Source organism: Micromonospora sp. WMMD714 (genome assembly GCF_029581315.1).
GTDB classification, from domain to species: domain Bacteria; phylum Actinomycetota; class Actinomycetes; order Mycobacteriales; family Micromonosporaceae; genus Micromonospora; species Micromonospora rifamycinica.
Map to the genome: position 1 here is coordinate 5194113 of NZ_CP120744.1, position 17728 is coordinate 5211840.

At 74.1% G+C, this 17728-nt stretch carries 12 protein-coding genes; 9 read left to right on the forward strand and 3 right to left on the reverse strand.

Translation table 11 applies throughout. The features are described 5' to 3' along the window. The first annotated feature begins 4 nt into the window (after positions 1–4). The 4 genes from O7625_RS22115 to O7625_RS22130 are packed head-to-tail and all read left to right on the forward strand — an operon-like array spanning position 5 to position 7603. Complete coding sequence (locus O7625_RS22115) at positions 5–1453, forward strand: SagB family peptide dehydrogenase (protein ID WP_282341176.1); 1449 nt, start codon at positions 5–7, stop codon at positions 1451–1453. Further along, on the forward strand, positions 1450–2259 hold the full coding sequence (locus tag O7625_RS22120) for a hypothetical protein (protein WP_282341178.1): 810 nt from the start codon (positions 1450–1452) through the stop codon (positions 2257–2259). The genes O7625_RS22115 and O7625_RS22120 overlap by 4 nt, the downstream gene beginning before the upstream one ends. Next, positions 2256–4436 (forward strand): NHLP family bacteriocin export ABC transporter peptidase/permease/ATPase subunit, encoded by a 2181-nt coding sequence (locus O7625_RS22125; protein WP_282341180.1) that lies wholly within the window; start codon positions 2256–2258, stop codon positions 4434–4436. Before O7625_RS22120 ends, O7625_RS22125 begins: the two co-directional genes overlap by 4 nt. Before the next feature lie 23 nt (positions 4437–4459). Next, complete coding sequence (locus O7625_RS22130; RefSeq protein ID WP_282341182.1) at positions 4460–7603, forward strand: ATP-binding cassette domain-containing protein; 3144 nt, start codon at positions 4460–4462, stop codon at positions 7601–7603. Here O7625_RS22130 and O7625_RS22135 read toward each other — a convergent pair. Then, positions 7549–8304 (reverse strand): MerR family transcriptional regulator, encoded by a 756-nt coding sequence (locus O7625_RS22135; protein WP_067306286.1) that lies wholly within the window; start codon positions 8302–8304, stop codon positions 7549–7551. The genes O7625_RS22130 and O7625_RS22135 overlap by 55 nt on opposite strands. Before the next feature lie 368 nt (positions 8305–8672). Here O7625_RS22135 and O7625_RS22140 point away from each other — a divergent pair, with 368 nt between their 5' ends. The 5 genes from O7625_RS22140 to O7625_RS22160 all read left to right on the forward strand — a co-directional run bounded on the left by O7625_RS22140 (position 8673) and on the right by O7625_RS22160 (position 14357). Beyond that, a complete protein-coding gene (locus O7625_RS22140; protein ID WP_282341187.1) occupies positions 8673–9035 on the forward strand; it encodes a hypothetical protein in 363 nt (120 codons plus the stop codon). Positions 9036–9217: 182 nt separating this feature from the next. Next, positions 9218–9592 (forward strand): hypothetical protein, encoded by a 375-nt coding sequence (locus O7625_RS22145; RefSeq protein ID WP_282265158.1) that lies wholly within the window; start codon positions 9218–9220, stop codon positions 9590–9592. 25 nt (positions 9593–9617) lie between these two features. Next, complete coding sequence (locus tag O7625_RS22150; protein ID WP_282341188.1) at positions 9618–10778, forward strand: YcaO-like family protein; 1161 nt, start codon at positions 9618–9620, stop codon at positions 10776–10778. After that, complete coding sequence (locus tag O7625_RS22155; protein ID WP_282341190.1) at positions 10775–12211, forward strand: TfuA-like protein; 1437 nt, start codon at positions 10775–10777, stop codon at positions 12209–12211. The genes O7625_RS22150 and O7625_RS22155 overlap by 4 nt, the downstream gene beginning before the upstream one ends. 10 nt (positions 12212–12221) lie before the next feature. Beyond that, entirely contained in the window at positions 12222–14357 is a 2136-nt protein-coding gene (locus tag O7625_RS22160) for a radical SAM protein (RefSeq protein ID WP_282341192.1), read from the forward strand. 48 nt (positions 14358–14405) lie between these two features. On the opposite strand, the gene O7625_RS22165 is transcribed toward O7625_RS22160, so the two are convergent. Next, complete coding sequence (locus O7625_RS22165) at positions 14406–15842, reverse strand: ATP-binding protein (RefSeq protein WP_282341193.1); 1437 nt, start codon at positions 15840–15842, stop codon at positions 14406–14408. Beyond that, positions 15839–17497, reverse strand: a complete 1659-nt coding sequence (locus tag O7625_RS22170; protein ID WP_282341194.1) for an FAD-dependent oxidoreductase — start codon at positions 17495–17497, stop codon at positions 15839–15841. The genes O7625_RS22165 and O7625_RS22170 overlap by 4 nt, the downstream gene beginning before the upstream one ends. Between the last annotated feature and the right edge of the window lie 231 nt (positions 17498–17728).

The following is a 17728-nucleotide window of genomic DNA, read 5'->3' on the forward strand; positions in this document are numbered from 1 at the left end:
CGCGGTGAGCACGGCCCTGACCGGCCCGGCCGTGCAGGACCTGTACCGGCTGCGCCGGGACGCGGAGCTGGTGCTCGACGAGGACGGCGCGGCGACCCTGCGCCAGGGGCGGTTCCGGCTGCGGCTGGAGCAGCCGGGGATGAGCCGGCGGGCGCTGCTGCTGCGGCTGGGTGCCGGCTGGGTCAGCGACGTCGAGGTGGGCAGGCTGGTCAGCAGCCTGGAGGGGGAGACCCGGGTGCTTCCCGCGCAGCTGCTGCTGCGCCGGCTGCTGAGCCACTCGTGGGTGGAGCGGCGGGCACAGGTGGCCGACCGGCCGTTGCTCGAGCTGCTGCCGACCGGGTTGGGCCGGGGCAGCCTGCCGGAGACCCGGCGGCACGTCCCCGGGGCCCGCTACCGGCTGTCCCGGTTCGCCGCCCTGCAACACGAGCGCGACATGCTCGTCGCCACGTCGCCGCTGAGCACCCTCGCCGTCGGCTGCGTCGACGCGGCGCTCGGCGCGGTGCTGGCCGCGGCGGTGCAGGGCGTCGGCCCGGAGACGGTGGCCCGGTCCCTGGCGGTGCCCCCGGAGGTCGCCGGCCGGGTCCTCGACGAGCTGGTCACCGCGCGGATCCTGGTCACCGCCGCCGAGTACGCCGCCGAGGTCGAGGACGCGCCGCTGGCCTACTGGTCGCCGGAGGAGCTGCGGCTGCACCACCGTTCCCGGGTGGGCCGGCACACGATGCCGGTCGGCGGCACCTACCGGCTGCGGGACCGGTTCCCCCCGCAGCCGCTGCCGCGTCCGTACGACGGTGGACGGACCATCGAGCTGCCGCTGCCGGACCTGGCCACCATCGCCAAGGCGGACCCGTCGTTCAGCCAGGTCGTCGCGGCCCGGCACAGCGTGCGCCGGCACGACGACGCGGCCCCGCCCACCCTCGACCGGCTGGCCGAGTTCCTGCACCGGGTCCAGCACGGGACGCTGGCCGGGGAGTCCGGCGGACAGCAGGTGGGGCGCCGCCCCTACCCGGGCGGCGGCGGGATCTACGAGCTGGAGCTGTATCCGCTGGTACGCCGGTGCGCCGACCTCGATCCGGGGCTGTACCACTACGACTCCACCGGCCACCGGCTGGAGGCGGTCGCCGGGTGGGCGCCGGCCGCCGACCGGCTGCTGGGCTACGCCCGCGCGGCCGGCGCGATGGCCGGACCGCCGCAGGTCGTCCTGGTGGTCACGGCGCGGGTGCAGCGGCTGATGTGGAAGTACGAAGGGATGAGCTACGCCATGATCCTCAAGGACGCCGGGGTGCTGACCCACCAGATGTACCTCGTCGCCACCGCCATGGGGCTCGCCCCGTGCGCCCTCGGTGCCGGCGACTCGCACGCCTTCGCCGAGCTGTCCGGCCTCGACCCGCTGGTCGAACCGAGCGTGGCCGACTTCCTGCTCGGTACGGTCGCCCCCGGGGCGGTCGGGCCGTGAAGTTCCGTCGGCAGGCGTTGCAGCAGCTCGAGGCCCCCGAGCAGCTGGACCGGGCGGTCCGGCTGACCACCGTGCCGAGCTGGCTGGCCACCGCCGCGCTGGTGATCACCGTGGTGGTGGCCGGGGTCTGGTCGGTCCGCACGGTGGTGCCGCGCACCGTCGAGGCGGCCGGGGTGCTGATCCACTCCAACGGCATCTCCGCCCTCGACGCGCTGGAGGCCGGCCAGGTCACCAAGGTCTGGGCCGCCCCGCACCAGCGGGTCACGAAGGGTACCCCGCTCTACAGCCTGCGGACCGTCGCCGGCAAGGTCCTGGTGGAGACCGCGCCGGGCGACGCGTACGTGGTGTCCTGGCTGGTGTCCGAGGGGGAGATCGTCACCCCCGGCAGCCACCTGGCCGACCTGGAGCGCCTGGACACCGCCGGGGACGCGTTGCAGGCCGTCGTCTACGCCCCCGCGGTCGCCGCGCCGCTGCTGCAACCGGGCGTCCCCGTCGAGGTGGCCGCCGCCGCCGCGCCGCGCAACGTGTTCGGCACCCTGGCCGGGCGGGTCCTCACCGTCGGCGCGTTCCCGGAGACCGAGGCGTCGCTGCGGGCCTTCCTCGGCACCGGTCAGGACGTCCGGCGGTTGCTGGCCAACGGCAGCGTGGTACGGGTGACCGTGGCCCTGGAGCCCGATCCGGCCGCCCCCGGCGGACTGCGCTGGACCAAGGCCCCGCCACCGTTCCAGCTCAACTCGGCCAGCGAGGTCACCGCCTGGTTCACCGTGGCCCGGGAACACCCGGTCGACTGGCTGCTGCGGCGATGAGCGCGCCGACGACCGGGGTGGTCCCGGCACCGCAGCGACCCCGGATCCGCCGACGGCGGGTCCGCACCCCCACCCTGATCCAGATGGAGGCGGTGGAGTGCGGGGCCGCCGCGCTGGGCATCCTGCTCGGCCACCACGGCCGGCACGTGCCGTTGGAGGAGCTGCGCCGGGTCTGCGGGGTCAGCCGGGACGGCTCCACCGCCGCCACCGTGCTGCGGGGCGCCCGCCGGTACGGGATGGAGGCCAAGGGCTTCCAGATGGATTTGGCCGGACTGCGCACGGTGGCCCTGCCGGCGGTGCTGTTCTGGCGCTTCGAGCACTTCGTGGTGCTGGAGGGGCTGGGCCGCAAGGTCTGGATCAACGACCCGGCCACCGGACCCCGGACGGTGGGGTGGGACGAGTTCGACGGCGCCTTCACCGGCATCGTGCTCACCATGCGTCCCGGGCCGCAGTTCCAGCCCGGCGGCACCCGGTACCGGATGGTCCGGGCGCTGGTGGAACGCTGGCGCGGCCCCGGCTCCGCCATCGTGCAGATGCTCCTGCTCGGCCTGCTGATCGCCCTGGTCGGGTTGACCGTCCCGGTGCTGGCCCGGGTCTTCGTCGACCGGGTGCTGCTCCAGGAGGACCAGGCGGCCTTCGCCGGTCTGGTCGCGGCGGTGGCGGTGGCCACCGTGCTGACCTTCCTGGCCAGTTGGTTGCAGCAGCGGTTGACCGTCCGCGCGGAGACCGCGCTGGCGCTGGCCAGCGCCGCCCGCTTCTTCCGACATCTGCTGCGGCTGCCGCCGGCGTTCTTCGACCAACGCCAGGCCGCCGACCTCGGCCAGCGGGTACGCGGCAACGACATGGTCGCCGAGGTGCTGACCCGGCGGGCGGCCACCACCGTCGTCGACACCGCCCTGGTGCTGGCGTACGGCGCGCTGCTGTGCCAGTACGACCTGCTCCTCGGCCTGTGCGCGGTGGTCCTGGCCGGGCTGAACGTCACCGTGCTGCGGGTCGTCGCGGCGACCCGGTCGGTGGCGGTGGCCGGACTGCAGGCCGACCGCAGCAAACTGGTCACCGCCGTCTACACCACCGTGCAGATGATCGAGACGGTGAAGGCCGGTGGTGAGGAGGAACGCGCCGCCGCCCGGTTCGCCGCCCGCCACGCCACGGTCGCCAGCCGCCAGCAGCGGCTGGGGGTGCCCACCGCGGTGCTCTCCGTCCTGCCCGCGTTCCTGGCCGCGCTGACCACGGCGGTGCTGCTCGGCGTGGGCAGCGACCGGGTGGTGACCGAGGCGATGAGCGTCGGCGTGCTGGTCGGCATGCAGGGGCTGGCCGCCGCGATGAACCGCCCGCTGGGCAACCTCACCGCGCTGGGCTCCCGGGTGCAGGACATGAGCGCCGACCTCAACCGGCTGCGCGACGTGGAGCGGTACCCGCTGCCGGTCGACGACCCGCCGCCGCTGCCGGCGACGCCGCTGGAGGGGCACCTGCGCATCGAGGACGTCACCTTCGGCTACCACCCGTTGGGTAAGCCGTTGCTGACCGGGTTCACCCTCGACCTGCCCCCGGGTGCCCGGGTCGCCCTGGTGGGCCGGTCGGGCAGCGGCAAGTCGACGGTCGGGCGGCTGGTCGCCGGCCTGTACCGGCCGTGGACCGGCCGGGTCACCGTGGACGGCGTCGAACGGACGGCGGTCGACGACGGGCTCTGGGCGGCCACCGTGGCCATGGTCGACCAGGACCAGCGGCTGTTCGAGGGCACCGTCCGGGACAACGTGACCATGTGGGACCTGACCGTGCCGGACGAGGACGTGCACGCCGCCCTCACCGACGCCTGCGTGCACGCCGAGGTGACCGCGCGGGCCGGCGGGCTGGCCAGCGCGGTCCGCGAGGGGGGCCGCAACTTCTCCGGCGGGCAGCGGCAACGGCTGGAGATCGCCCGCGCGCTGGTCCGCAACCCCCGGGTGCTGGTGCTCGACGAGGCGACCAGCGCGCTGGACGCCGAGACCGAACGCCAGATCGACCTGCACCTGCGCCGACGCGGAGCCACCTGCCTGATCGTCGCGCACCGGCTGTCCACGGTCCGCGACTGCGACCTGATCGTCGTGCTCGACGGTGGCCGGGAGGTGGAGCGCGGCACCCACGACGAGCTGGTCGCCCGGGGCGGGGCGTACACCCGGCTGGTCCGGGACAACTGACCCGAGCGGGTGAGGAGACGACGATGAGCGGTGCGACGCCGGACAGCCCGGCCGGTGGCCTGGTCGGGTTCTGTGGCGACGCGGTACGCCGTACCTGCCGGCTGGACGGGCCGGACGCCGGCTGGCTGGTCACCGGTGGTGAGGCCGACCTGTTCGCGGTACGACGCCCGGGGCTGCACCCGTCACGCCGGTTCCACGTGGCCCGGCTGCCCGCCGGTGCGCTGCTGCCGACGTCCACCGCGATCGGCGCGTGGCAGCTCATCCTGGTGCCGCTGCCCGGCACCGAGCTGCGCGGGCTCGGCGTCCGCGAACTGTCGGTGCTGCAACGGCAGGCCCGCCGGCAACGGGGTCCGGCCGATCCGACCGGGGCGCGGGCCCGGGCCGCCGCCGCGCAGCTCGTCGACGCCGTCGACCTGGCGCTGCTCACCCTCGCCGACGCGCTGCGCCCCGGCCAGGCGCCCCGGGAGGCGTCCACGCTGGCCGCCCGGGAGATCGTCTCACTGGCGCAGGGCAGCACGTTGACCGCCAACGGCGGCGTCTGGTGGCTGCGCTGCGCCGGTGGCCACCTGCGTCGCAACGACGGCGGCCCCGGCGAGACCGTCGGCGAGCAGGAGCTGCTGCTGCTCGCCGGCCGGGACTGGGTGGTGGCCGACGCGTCCTGCGTGGTGGAGAGCCACGGCAGCGCCGACCTGCTCGCCGCCGGCCAGCTCCGGACGGCGGTGGACCGCTACCTGGCCGGACTGCTGCGGACGGTGGAGGCGCGTGCCGCCGACGCCGACGCCGCGCTGCTGAGCGCCGTCGAGCGCCGCCGCCGGGCCGACGCCGCCGTGCTGGCCGCGGCGGCCCGCCGGGCGATCGGGGTGATCGGTGCGGGTGAGGCGGTGGCCGTGCCGGAGCGGGCCACCGAGTTCGACCTGTTCGGGCCGGCGGCGGCGGTACTGCGGGCGGTCACCGCCGGGTGGGACGTCACCGTCGACGAACCGACCGACCGCAGCCGCACCCCGGCCGGCGAGCGGGCCGCCGTGCACGCCGTCGCCCGCGCCTCCAGCCTGTTCCTGCGGGACGTCCGGCTACCCGGGCGGTGGTGGCGGCGCGATCTGGGGCCGCTGATCGGCTGGCGGGACGGCGACGACGGCGGCCCGCCGGTGGCGGTGCCGATGGTGTTCCGCCGGGGCCACTACCACCGGGTGGATCCGGAGACCCGGGTGCACCGCCGGGTCTCCCCGGCCTTCGCCGCCGACCTGGCCGCCGCGGCCACCCAGGTCCAGGCCCCGCTGCCGCACGTCGCCGCGCTGCGGCACCTGTTGCGCGCCGGCCTGGTCGGCGCGGCCCACGACGTGCGTACCCTGCTGCTGACCGCCGGTTGTGTGGCGGTGCTCGGCCTCGGTGTGCCGCTGGCCACCGGAGCGGTGCTCGGCCAGTTGGCCCGTCGCGGCGAGGTCGAGGGTCTGGCCGGGTTCCTCGTCCTGATGCTCAGCGCGGCCGTGGTGGCCGGTCTGCTCGGCGTGGTGCAGAACCTGCTGCTGCTGCGGCTGGACGGCCGGATGCAGTCCGGCGTGCAGCTGGCCCTGTGGGACCGGCTGATGCGGTTGCCGGCCCGCTTCTTCAGCCGGCGCAGCAGCGGCGAGATCGCCAACTCGATGCTCGGTGTCGCGTTCGTCGGCGAGGCGCTCAGCGCCCTGCTGCCGCAGCTGCTCACCGCGGCGGCGACCGTGCTGGTGACCACCGCCATGCTGCTGGTCGTGCAGCCGGTGCTCGGCCTGTGGGGGTTGGGCGTGGTGGGTGTCTGCCTGCTGGCCTTCACCGTGTTCACGCTGCTCGTCCTGCGGCGGCAGCGGGCCGCGTTGGCCGCCGAGCACCGGTCGGCGGCGATGACCAACCAGCTGCTCGGCGGCATCGTCAAGCTCAAGCTCGCCGCGGCGGAGTCCCGCGCGCACGCCCGGTGGTCCGAGCTGGCGGCCACCGCGCGGGCGGCGCTGCAACGTGTCCGGCAGAGTCAGGCCGGGCTGATCGCCTTCGCCACCGTGCTCCCGGTCGCCGGGCAGCTGGTGCTCTTCGCCGTCCTGATGGGGCCGCTGGCGGGGCAGGTGTCGCCGACCGACTTCTTCGTCCTCAACGTCGGGTTCGCGATGCTGCTCGGCGCGCTGCTGGTGCTGGTCTCCGCCGGGGTCGAGGTGGTCGCCGCGGTGCCCCGGCTGGGCAGCCTGCGCGACATCCTGCGGGCCGAGCCGGAGGCCCGGCCGGACCGGGTGGATCCGGGGGAGCTGCGCGGCGGGATCAGCCTGCACCGGCTCACCTTCGCCTACCAGCCGGACGACCCGCCGGTGCTGGTCGACGTGGACCTGCAGATCCGGCCCGGTGAGTTCGTCGCGGTGGTGGGACCGAGCGGATGCGGCAAGTCCACCCTGCTGCGCCTGCTGCTCGGTTTCGAACGCCCCCAGCAGGGCGCCGTGCTCTACGACGGGCAGGACCTGTCCGAACTGGACGTCCAGGCCGTCCGCCGGCAGTGCGGGGTGGTCCTGCAGGACGGTCAGCTCTTCGCCGGGTCGGTGCGCGACAACATCTGCGGCGCCGGCGGGTTCACCCTGGACGAGGTCTGGGAGGCGGCCCGGATGGCGGGGCTCGCCGACGACCTGGAGGCGCTGCCGATGGGGATGAGCACGATGGTGCCGTTCGGCGGCGGCACCCTCTCGGTCGGGCAGCGGCAGCGGGTGCTGATCGCCCGCGCGTTGGCCCCCCGGCCCCGGATCCTCTTCTTCGACGAGGCGACCAGCGCGTTGGACAACCGTACCCAGGAGGTGGTGACCCGGAGCACGGCGACGCTGGCGGCCACCCGGCTGGTGATCGCCCACCGGCTGTCCACGGTCCGCGAGGCGGACGTCATCGTGGTGCTCGACCAGGGCCGCATCGTGCAGCGGGGCAGCTACGAGGAGCTGATGGAGCAGCCGGACGGGCTGTTCCACCGGCTGGCCCGGCGGCAGTTGCTCGCCGACCCCGAGGGCCGGTCCCCGGCGGCCGGTCCCCGGTCGCCAGGCTCGTCGCCTGGAGACCGGTCGCCAGGCTCGTCGCCCGGAGACCGGTCGCCGGCCGGAGAACAGCCGTCGCCCGACGGTCAGCCGTTGTCGACGGGGCTGCCGTCCTCGACGGACAGCTCCGCGCCGAGGTGATTCTCCAGCAGGTCGGCGACGTGCGCCTCGGCCTGGTTCTCCACCGCGAGCCGGAACGCCTCGGTGAGCACGTTGACCACCCCCTGGGTCAGCAGGATCGTCTCCCGGTCGACGTCCGCCCAGGACGGTCGGGAGCCGCCGGCCAGCTCGGGGGCGAGGGTCAGCATCCGGGCGGTGACGGCCGCGACCAGTTCGTCGGCGAGCGGCCGGACGGTGTCGAGCACCTCGCTGAGCGCCTGCAGGGCCGGCACCGTGCCCATCCGCACCCGGTGCAGGTCCAGGGCGGCCCGCAGCGGCCGGGGCCGCACCGTGCGTACCGTGCCGTCCGGGGCGCGGCCGATCACCCCGTGCCGGGTCAGCGCGTGGGTCAGCGCGGGGCGCTCGGTGGCCAGCCGTTGCAGCATCGCGGTGAGCCCGTCGGGGGCCTCGTCGCTGGCCCGTACCCCGAGCATGGCCTCGATGGAGACCAGGTTGAAGCCCTGCCGCTGCAGGGTCAGGATGGCGTCGAGGCGGCGGACGTGGGAGTCGTCGTAGAGCGCGACCCGCCCCCGGCGCACCGGCGGGGCCAGCAGCCGTCGGGCCTGGTGGGCCCGGATGTTGCGCGCTGACATCCCTACCTTGCGGGCGAGTTCCTCCACGGTGTAGCCGGCCGGAGCGCCGGCGGTCGCCGGCCCGGTCGTCGTCACCCGGTCGATGGTCACGGTGGCCTCCGCAGGCGTCGGGGACGGGGTCCGGCGGCTGCCGTCCGGTTGCGGCGGACGGCGGTCTCCCCGGGCCGAGCGTATGACCGGGCGACCCACGGAGGACAGAAGGGGAACCTCTACTTGCCCTCGGCGGTGGTCAACCATTATCCTCCGTGACCACGCGATCACAGCAATTCCGCATTACCCGAGTTCCGCCGTTTCCCGCCCCATTCGCGGCCACATTCGATGAAATTCCCCCCTGGCTGATCCCGCCCCGTCCGCGCTGTCCGAGGATGAAGCGGAATGGGTGGCCCGGGTGGGCCTGGCCGCCCTGCGCCGTCGTCGCGCCGCAGGGCGCGGCCCGGCTGTCGAAGGGAGCAGGAACTGTGACACCTGTCGATCGGGCGGTCTTCGTGGCCGCCTACAGCCGGTTGGTCGCCGACGTCTGGGCCGACCCGGCACGGGAGCGGGCGCTGGAGAGCGACCCCCGGACACTGCTCGCCGACTACGGTCTCGGGCTGCCCGAGGAGGTGCTGGTCCGGGTGGTGCGGGACGTCGCCGACGCCGACCCGGACCTGGAGGTGCAGGTCAGGTCGTGGCAACAGGCGGCGGACACCGGGATCTTCGTGCTCTTCGTGCCGGCGCTGCTGCCGGTGGCCGAGGCGGAGCTGGCCGAGGACGAGCTGGACAGCGTGGTGGCCGGGCTGGACTCCAGCTGCGCCTGCTGCTGCCCGTGCTGCTGCACCTGACCGCCACCCGCTGCCGTGCCGGCGGCGGGCCTGCCACCGATGTCTGCCGTCCGGTGCGAGCCATGGCCACTTCTGGTGGCAGTCCACCGGAATCCTTGATAGTCGAGCGGCGATGTTCTTAACGTTCTCGACACAGCAATTAACCGCTATTTCCGCGGCGAACCCGAAGAAAGGTGCGATCGATGAGTAACGAAGAGCAGGAGTTCGGCGCCAGGTTCGTCACCAAATACTCCGAGCTGGTCACCGCGGTGTGGCGCAGCGACGAGGAGCTCCAGCGGCTGCTCGCCGACCCGACAGGCTACGCCACCGCCGCGGGCCTGCCGGTCAGCCCCGGTGCGACGGTCGAGGTCGACCGGGCACAGCCCACCACCCTCTACACCAAGGACGAGATCGTCGCCGACTGGTCGGGCACCCCCGGGCGGCACGTCCTGCACGTGCCCGAGGTGCCGCTGGTCGACCTCAACGAACTGACCGAGGCCGAGCTGGAGACGGTGGCCGGTGGGGTCCAGGCCCCGGCCGACAACAACGTCAACATCGTCGCCGTCCTCATCCTCTAGATTCCGCACCCCGCCGGGAGCCTTGATGCCCACCACCGAGACCATCGCCTTCCGCGCCGGCACCTACCGGACGGCCACCGTCGAGCAGACCTGGCACCGCGTCCGCGCGCTGCTCGACCGGTTCCGCATCACCCGGGTCGCCGACATCACCCGCCTCGACGAGATCGGCCTGCCGGTGCACGTGGCCTACCGGCCGGTCGGGGCGACCATGGCGGTCAGCGTCGGCACCGGCGCCACGCCGATGCAGTCGCAGGTCAGCGCGGTCATGGAGAGCATCGAGTCCTGGCACGCCGAGAACCTCCGGCTGGGGACCGTCACCCGGTCCCCGGCCGAGGGGCTCGACCTGCCGTACGACGTGCGCTGGCTGCACCTGGCGGAACGCTCACCGCTCACCCCGGCGGTGGTGCTCGACTGGGTGGCCGGCCGGGGGCTGGTCACCGGCACGCCCTGCCTGGTGCCCCGGGCCACCATCGAGCTGGACTTCACCGTCCGCCGGGGCTGGGCCCGCGCCCTGTTCAACCCCAGCAGCAACGGCCTGGCCACCGGCAACACCTTCGCCGAGGCCAGCCTGCACGCCCTGCTGGAGGTGGTCGAGCGGGACTGCATCGCCCCCTACTGCACCTCGGCGCTGGCCGACCGGACGTACACCGACCCGGGCACCGCCACCAACCCGATGACCCGGGGCGTGCACCAGGCGCTGCTGCGGGCCGGCTGCTGGGTGGAGGTCTGCGACATCACCAACAGCATCGGGGTGCCCTGCTACGCCGCGTCGATCTGGTCGCCCGACCTGCCGGTCACCTTCGGTGGCTTCGGCTGCCACGTCGACCCGGAGATCGCCGTCGGCCGGGCCATGTCCGAGGCCGCCCAGTCCCGGCTGGTGATGGTCTCCGGCGCCCGCGACGACATCGACGCCGCCGCGTACCACGACGTGGGCGGCCCGCCGGTACGACCGCCCACCGTCGACCGTCCCGCCGGTCCGGTACGGGCCGACCGACCGCCCACCGGCACCGTCACCGACGTGCTGCGCGAGCTGGCCCTGCGGGTGCAGCGCAGCACCGGCGTCGAACCGTTCGCGGTCGACCTGACCCACGACGACATCGGCATCGCGGTGAGCAAGGTCTTCGCGCCCGGCCTGCGGATGTTCGACGAGCGGGCGCTGAGCACCCGACCGGGGGTGCCGGCGTGACCGACATCGTCTTCATCGGCCCCAGCCTCCCGGCCGGGGAGGTCGGGCGGCTGCTGCCCGACGCCCGGATCCGTCCGCCGGTGGCCCACGGCGACCTGCTCCGGCTCGACGTCGGCCCCGGCGACCGCGTCCTGATCATCGACGGGTTCTTCCTCCAGCATCCACCGGTGCGGCACCGGGAGATCCTCGACCTGCTCGCCCGGGGCGTCACCGTCGCCGGAGCGGCCAGCATGGGGGCGTTGCGGGCCGCCGAGCTGTGGCAGTTCGGGATGCGTGGGGTCGGCGACGTGTTCCAGCTCTACCGCGACGGGGTGGTCACCGGCGACGACGAGGTGGCGGTGGTGCACGGTCCCGCCGAGGACGGCCACCGCATCCTGAGCGAGCCCCTGGTCAACGTGCGGATCGCGCTGCGCCGGGCGGTGGCCGCCGGGGTGCTCGACGACACCGAGTCGACCCGGCTGCGGCAGCTCTGCGCCGAGCTGCCCTTCCGGCGTCGCTCCTACCGGGCGCTGGAACGCACCGCGCCACCGGACGCCGCCGCGCTGGTCGACCGCTTCCTCACCTGGCACCGCCGGGATCCGTGGGACGCCAAGGGCGCCGACGCCCGGCTGCTGCTGTCGATGGCCGCGGCCGACGGTCCCGAACTGCGCCCGGCCGGTCCGGACGACCAACCGATCGACAACCTGCGCACCCGGTTCCTGGACAGCTGGCGGTCCCGGCACGCCGGCGTCGCCGTCGGCGGGCACCGGGTCAGCGACCGGGACGTGGCGGCGGTGCTGATGCTGCTGCACCCCGAGTCGCCGGCCCGGCACCGGCGCAGCGTCCTGGCCGGGGTGGCCGGGTGCGACCCCGCCGACCCGGACGTCGAGGACCGCGCCGTCGAGGTGGCCCGGGAGCAGGGGCTGTCCGCCGGCGGTCCGACCGGTCAGGACTGGCTGACCGACGCCGAACGGGAACTCGACGTCCGGGAGGCGGTGCTGCGGCTGCTGGTGCGGGCCTTCGGCACCACCCCGTACCGCAGCCTGGCCTGGTGGATGGTGGCCGAACCGCTGCGCCGGCCCGCGCTGCGGGCCGCCGCCCGGCAGGTCGCCGCCACGGCGATGTCGCTCAACGAGACGCTGCTGCCGCGCACGACCGGCGGGCGGCGTCCCGGCGGCCGGCTGCACTTCCGCACCGAGGTGATCGACCGCTGCTTCGCCGCGCTGTGGGGCTGCCCGCCCGACGCGCTGGCCGCGGCGGCCTGGGACCGGGGCTTCGTCGACCTGGAGTCGTTCCGGTACGCCGCCGAGCCACTGGTCGGGTACCTGCGGGCGTTCGGCCCGCCCCGGCTGCCGGCGGTGCCCGGTGGGCCGGCGACCGGCGGCCCGCCCGCCACGCACGACGGGTTGGTCAACGACGAGTCCCGGGCCGGCGCGCCGGCCCGGACGGGCTGAGGAGGATCCGATGGGCGGCACGGTGAAGACGGCGCTGATCTATCCCCCGCTGACCGACCCCACCTCGGGGTACCACTCGCTGAACTACCTCGACTCCTACGCCCGCGCCCAGGGGCACCGGGCGGCGGACATCATCGACGCCAACATCGAGGCGTTCCACCACTCCTACACCCCCTCGGCGTACGAGTGGCTGCGCCGGGAGCTGGCCCGTCCGCCGGTGACCGACCTGACCGGACCGGACGCGCTGATGGCCCGGGCGAACCGGTTGGGCCTGCCCGAGCCGGACCCGCAGCGGCTGCGTCGGTCGATCGGGGTGCTGCAGGATCCGGTGCTGTTCTACGACTACCGGCACTACCAGGAGGCGGTCGAGGGCGTCATCTCCTGGATGGACGCGCTCGGCGCGGTCGGCTTCCCGGGGCAGTTCCGGGCCGGGTTCCGGTTGCAGGCGCCGCCGGCGGTCTCCATCGGCTCGGTGGCCGCGCTCACCGACGAGGCGACGCTGGCCCGGCTCAACAGGCCCTTCCAGCCGTACTACGAGGACGTGCTGATCCCGCGGCTGGCCGCCGGCGGGTACGACGTGATCGGCATCAGCGCCACCTACCAGTGGCAGCTCCCGTTCACCCTCTGGCTGGCCCGGCTGATCCGGCAGGCCTGCCCGGACGCGTTCGTGATCACCGGCGGCACCGAGATCTCCGACGTGTGGAAGTGCGCCAGCCGCCCCGAGCAGGTGTTCCAGGTGCTCGGCGACTTCGACGCGATCGTCGTCGGCGAGGGGGAGAGCGCCTACACCGAGATCCTCGACGCGGTGGCCACCGGCACCCTGCCGGCCGGGCACCCCAACGTGCGGCTGCACCCGAAGTACGGCCGGCAGCGGCAGCTCCCGCTGCGCTACGAGCGGCTCGGCAACATCCCGGTGCCGGACTTCTCCGGCCTGCCCTGGGACCTCTACCTGAGCCCGGAGAAGTTCGTCTACTACTCGCCCACCCGCGGCTGCTACTGGAACAAGTGCACCTTCTGCGACTACGGCCTGAACACCGACGGCCCGACCAGCCCCTGGCGGCAGGACACCGCCGACACCATGATCGCCGACGTGACGGAGCTGGCGAAGTTCGCCAAGTTCATCTACTTCTCGGTGGACGTGCTGGCCCCCGCGACGATCCTGCGCTTCGCCGAGAAGGTCGTCGAGCGAGGGCTCGACTTCCGCTGGGGGGCCGAGATCCGGCTGGAGAAGTACTGGTCGGAGGAGCGCTGCGAGCTGCTGCGGCGCAGTGGCTGCGTGGCCGTCTCGGTCGGCTTCGAGTCCGGCAACCAGCGCATCCTCGACCTGATCGACAAGGGCACCCGCCCGGAGCAGGTCCGCCGGACGATGACCGCGATGACCAAGGCCAACATCGGCGTGCAGATGATGGGCTTCACCGGGTTCCCCACCGAGACCCGGGAGGAGGCCCTGGACAGCATCGGGTTCCTGCGCGACAACCCCGACCTGTGGACCCTCGGCGGCCTCGGCGACTTCATGCTCACCCCGGGCGCGATCGTCGCCAAGGAGCCCGAGCGCTTCGGCATCAGCAACGTCCGCCCGGTGGAGGGGTCCGACATCGTCCGGGTGCTGCGCTACGACGAGCCGGTCACCGAGGCCGCGCACGACGAGGTGATGCGGGCGAAGTCCACCCTGAACCCCGGTCACTACCACCGGCCCTGGCTGGGCAGCACCGACACCCCGCACTCGTTCTTCTACCACGACCGGTACGGCACCGACGTGCGCGGCGTCCTCGCCCACGACCGGGTCCGCCAGCACGACGACGACCGCACCGAGTTCGTCGCCAACGGCGTCTTCGTCGACCGCGCCGACGAGCAGGCCTGGGAGGCGTACCGCAGGATGCGGGCGGAGGAGCAGGAGGGCACCCCCGGCGCGCTGCTGCCGGTCGACCGGCACCTGTTCCGCCGGGCCGACGGGCAGGTCTTCGCGCTCAACCGCAGTAGCCGGACCTTCCTGGACCTGTTCACCGCCCCGCTGACCCTGGCCGAGGCGCAGCACCGGCTCTGGGTGGTCGAGCCGACGGTCGCCGACCGGGTGTGGCGCACCTTCATCGGTCAGCGGCTGCTGCGCCGGCACGCCCTGCCGGGGACCGTCCCGGCCACCGGCTGACCGCCCGGCCCGGGTCGCCTGACCGGCCACGCCGCGCCGGGCGGCCGGTCAGGCGACCCGGGCCGGCGCGGTGAACGGCAGCAGCACCCGGAACACGGTCGCCCCCGGGACGCTGTCCACCCGGATGTCGCCGTGGTGCTTGTTGACCACGATCCGGTAGGAGATGTCCAGCCCCAGTCCGGTGCCCTCGCCGACCGCCTTGGTGGTGAAGAAGGGCTCGAAGATGCGTGGCCGGACCGCCTCGGGAATGCCCGGCCCGGTGTCGGCGACCTCGACCGCGAGCAGGTCGCCGGCCCGCGAGGTGCGCAGCGTCAGGGTGCCGGTCGCCCCCATCGCCGACAGGGCGTTGTCGATCAGGTTCGTCCACACCTGGTTCAGCTCGGCCGCGTACGCCGGGATCGGCGGCAGGCCGCGGTCGTACTCGCGGACCACCCGCACCCCCGCCGGGACCTTCGCCTTGAACATCACCAGGGTGGCGTCGAGCAGGTCGTGCACGTCGACCACCTGGTGCGGGGCGCGGTCCAGCTGCGAGTACTGCTTGGCCGCGCCGACCAGGGTGGAGATCCGGGTGACCGCGTCGTCGATCTCGGCCATCAGCTGCTCGGTGTCCAGGGTGTACGACAGCCACCGCACCGCCGACTCGAGGTCCTGTGGGCCGACCACCTCGCGGACCTGCTCCAGCCAGGCGACGTCCAGCCCGGCGGCGACCAGCGTCGGGGCCAGGTCCCAGCCGGCGGTGAGCTGCTGCCCGTCCAGCCAGTCGGCCAGCTCGTCCTCGGCGTCACTGGTGGCCATCGCGGACAGCTGCGGCGCGCGGGCGGCCCGCTTCACCGCCTCCTCCTGCAACTCCACCAGGGCGTGTAGCCGGCTGCCGTCGAGCCGGCCGTCGGCGATCATCGCCAGCTTGTGCCGCATCCCGGCGACCCGGTCCCGCAGCGCCGAGGTGGCCCGCACGGCCGCGCCGGCCGGGTTGTTGAGCTCGTGGGTGAGCCCGGCCGACAGCGAACCCAGGGCGAGCAGCCGCTCCCGCTCGCCGATGATGGTCTGGGTGTCGCGCATCCCGACGAAGAGGCCCTCCAGCAGGTGCATGGCCATCGGGAACCAGGTCCGCACCGCGTGGGCGAACGTCTCGGCGGGCAGCACCAGGAACTCGGCGTCGGTGACCGCCCGCAGGGTGTTCAGGTAGACCTGGTCGGTCTGCCCGCCCAGGTACGCCTGGGTGGCCCCGCCGTACACCCCGCGCTGGTCGGTGCGGGTGATCTCCAGGTCGTCGCCGCGCACCCGCCGGCTCATCGAGACCGTGCCGGCCAGCAGGGTGAAGAAGCAGGTCGCGTCCTCGCCCTCGGCGTAGACCACGGTGCCGGCGGCCCGGTGCTCGACCCGGCCGTGCTCGGCCAGCCAGTCGAGCTGCGCCGGGTCGAGGGCGGCGAACAGGAACAGCTCGCGGAGCTGGTCCGGGGTGAGTCGTTCGTCGGAGTCGGTCACTGTGCCTCCAGGTAGCGGTGTACCAGCGAGACGGCCATCGCGCCCTCACCGACCGCCGAGGCGACCCGCTTGACCGACGAGGCCCGCACGTCACCGGCGGCGAACACCCCCGGCAGGCTGGACTCCAGGTGGTAGGGGTCGCGGGCCAGGGTCCAGCCCGGTGGTCGTCGGCCGCCGGTGGTCAGGTCGGGGCCGGCGACGATGAAGCCCCGCTCGTCGCGGGCCAGCACCCCGTCCAGCCAGTCGGTGCGCGGTGCCGCGCCGATGAAGATGAACAGCCAGGAGGCGTCCGTCTCGCGGACCTCACCGGTGCGGGTGTCGCGCAGCCGCAACCGTTCCAGGTGCCCGTCTCCCTCGCCGCCGACCACCTCGGTGTGCGGGTGCACCACGATCCGGTCGATCCGGTCGAGCTGCTGGATCAGGTACGACGACATCGACGCGGTCAGGTCGGCGCCCCGGATCAGCAGGTGCACCCGGCTGGCGTACCGGGAGAAGTGCACCGCCGCCTGGCCGGCGGAGTTGGCCCCGCCGACGATCCAGACGTCCTGGTCGATGCAGCTCGGCGCCTCGGTGGCGGCCGCGCCGTAGAACACCCCCCGACCGGTCAGGTCAGCCAGGCCGGGCGCGTCGAGCACCCGGTAGGACACCCCGGTGGCGAGCACCACCGTGTGCGCGGCGATGGTGCTGCCGTCGCCGAAGTGCAGCAGCCGGGCGGTGCCGGCGCTCTCCAGCCCCACCACCTCGCGGGTGCTGAGCAGCTCCGCGCCGAACTTGAGCGCCTGCCGGCGGGCCCGGTCGGTGAGCTGGGCGCCGGACACCCCGTCGGGGAAGCCGAGGTAGTTCTCGATCCGGCTGCTCTGCCCGGCCTGGCCGCCGGTGGCCTGCCGCTCCACCAGCACGGTGCGCAGGCCCTCGGAGGCCCCGTACACGGCCGCGCCGAGCCCGGCCGGTCCGCCGCCGACCACCACCAGGTCGTAGAAGTCGGCGGACGGCACGACGGTGAGCCCGGCCACCGCGGCCAGTTCCGCCTCCGTGGGGGCGACCAGCGCCTTGCCGTCCGGGGTGACCACCAGCGGCACGTCGGTGGCGGTGGCCCCGGCGGCGGCGAGCAGCCGGCCGCCCTCCGGGTCGTCGGTGAGCAGCCAGCGGTAGGGCACCAGGTTGCGGGCGAGGAAGTCGCGGACCGCGAACGACGGGGCCGACCAGCGGTGCCCGACCACCCGGATCTCCTCGCTGGCCTGGTCGGGGGTGGCCGCCCAGGCCTCCAGCAGGGTGTCCATCACCGGGTAGAGCTTCTCCTCCGGCGGGTGCCACGGCTTGAGCAGGTAGTGGTCCAGGTCGACCACGTTGATCGCGTCGATCGCGGCCTCGGTGTCGGCGTAGGCGGTCAACAGCACCCGGCGGGCCGCCGGGAAGAGGTCCATCGCGGCCTCCAGGAACTGGATGCCGTTCATCTCGGGCATCCGGTAGTCGGCCAGCAGCACCGCCACCCGTTCGCCGCGCAGCTTGATCTCCCGTAGCGCCTCCAGTGCGCCGGGGCCGGAGTCGGCCCGGACCACCCGGTAGCGGTCGCCGTACCGGCGGCGGATGTCCCGGGCGACCGCCCGGGAGACGGCGGGGTCGTCGTCGATGGTGAGGATCACCGGCTGTGCCATGGTGCCCATGTAAGCACAGGCTCCCGCGCGGGCGTCCGCGCCGCCGACGGGCGGTCGGGGTGCATTGTCCGTTGGTTTTCCCCGGGGCACGGCCTATGGTGGGCCGCATGTCCCCGGCCGTCCGACCGCTGTCGCCGACCGCCACCGGTTCCCCGGTGGCGGTGGTCGTCGTCGGCCGGTGCGGGTCGGTGCTGCCCGGTGCCGCGCGGCCCGTCGTGGTGCCCGCCCCGG

Excerpts from the sequence above, each read along its gene's own strand:
- O7625_RS22125 (WP_282341180.1), top strand. The coding sequence starts at position 2,256 with ATGAGCGCGCCGACGACCGGGGTGGTCCCGGCACCGCAGCGACCCCGG.
- O7625_RS22130 (WP_282341182.1), top strand. The coding sequence starts at position 4,460 with ATGAGCGGTGCGACGCCGGACAGCCCGGCCGGTGGCCTGGTCGGGTTC.
- O7625_RS22145 (WP_282265158.1), top strand. The coding sequence starts at position 9,218 with ATGAGTAACGAAGAGCAGGAGTTCGGCGCCAGGTTCGTCACCAAATAC.
- O7625_RS22150 (WP_282341188.1), top strand. The coding sequence starts at position 9,618 with ATGCCCACCACCGAGACCATCGCCTTCCGCGCCGGCACCTACCGGACG.
- O7625_RS22160 (WP_282341192.1), top strand. The coding sequence starts at position 12,222 with ATGGGCGGCACGGTGAAGACGGCGCTGATCTATCCCCCGCTGACCGAC.
- O7625_RS22170 (WP_282341194.1), bottom strand. The coding sequence starts at position 17,497 with ATGGCACAGCCGGTGATCCTCACCATCGACGACGACCCCGCCGTCTCC.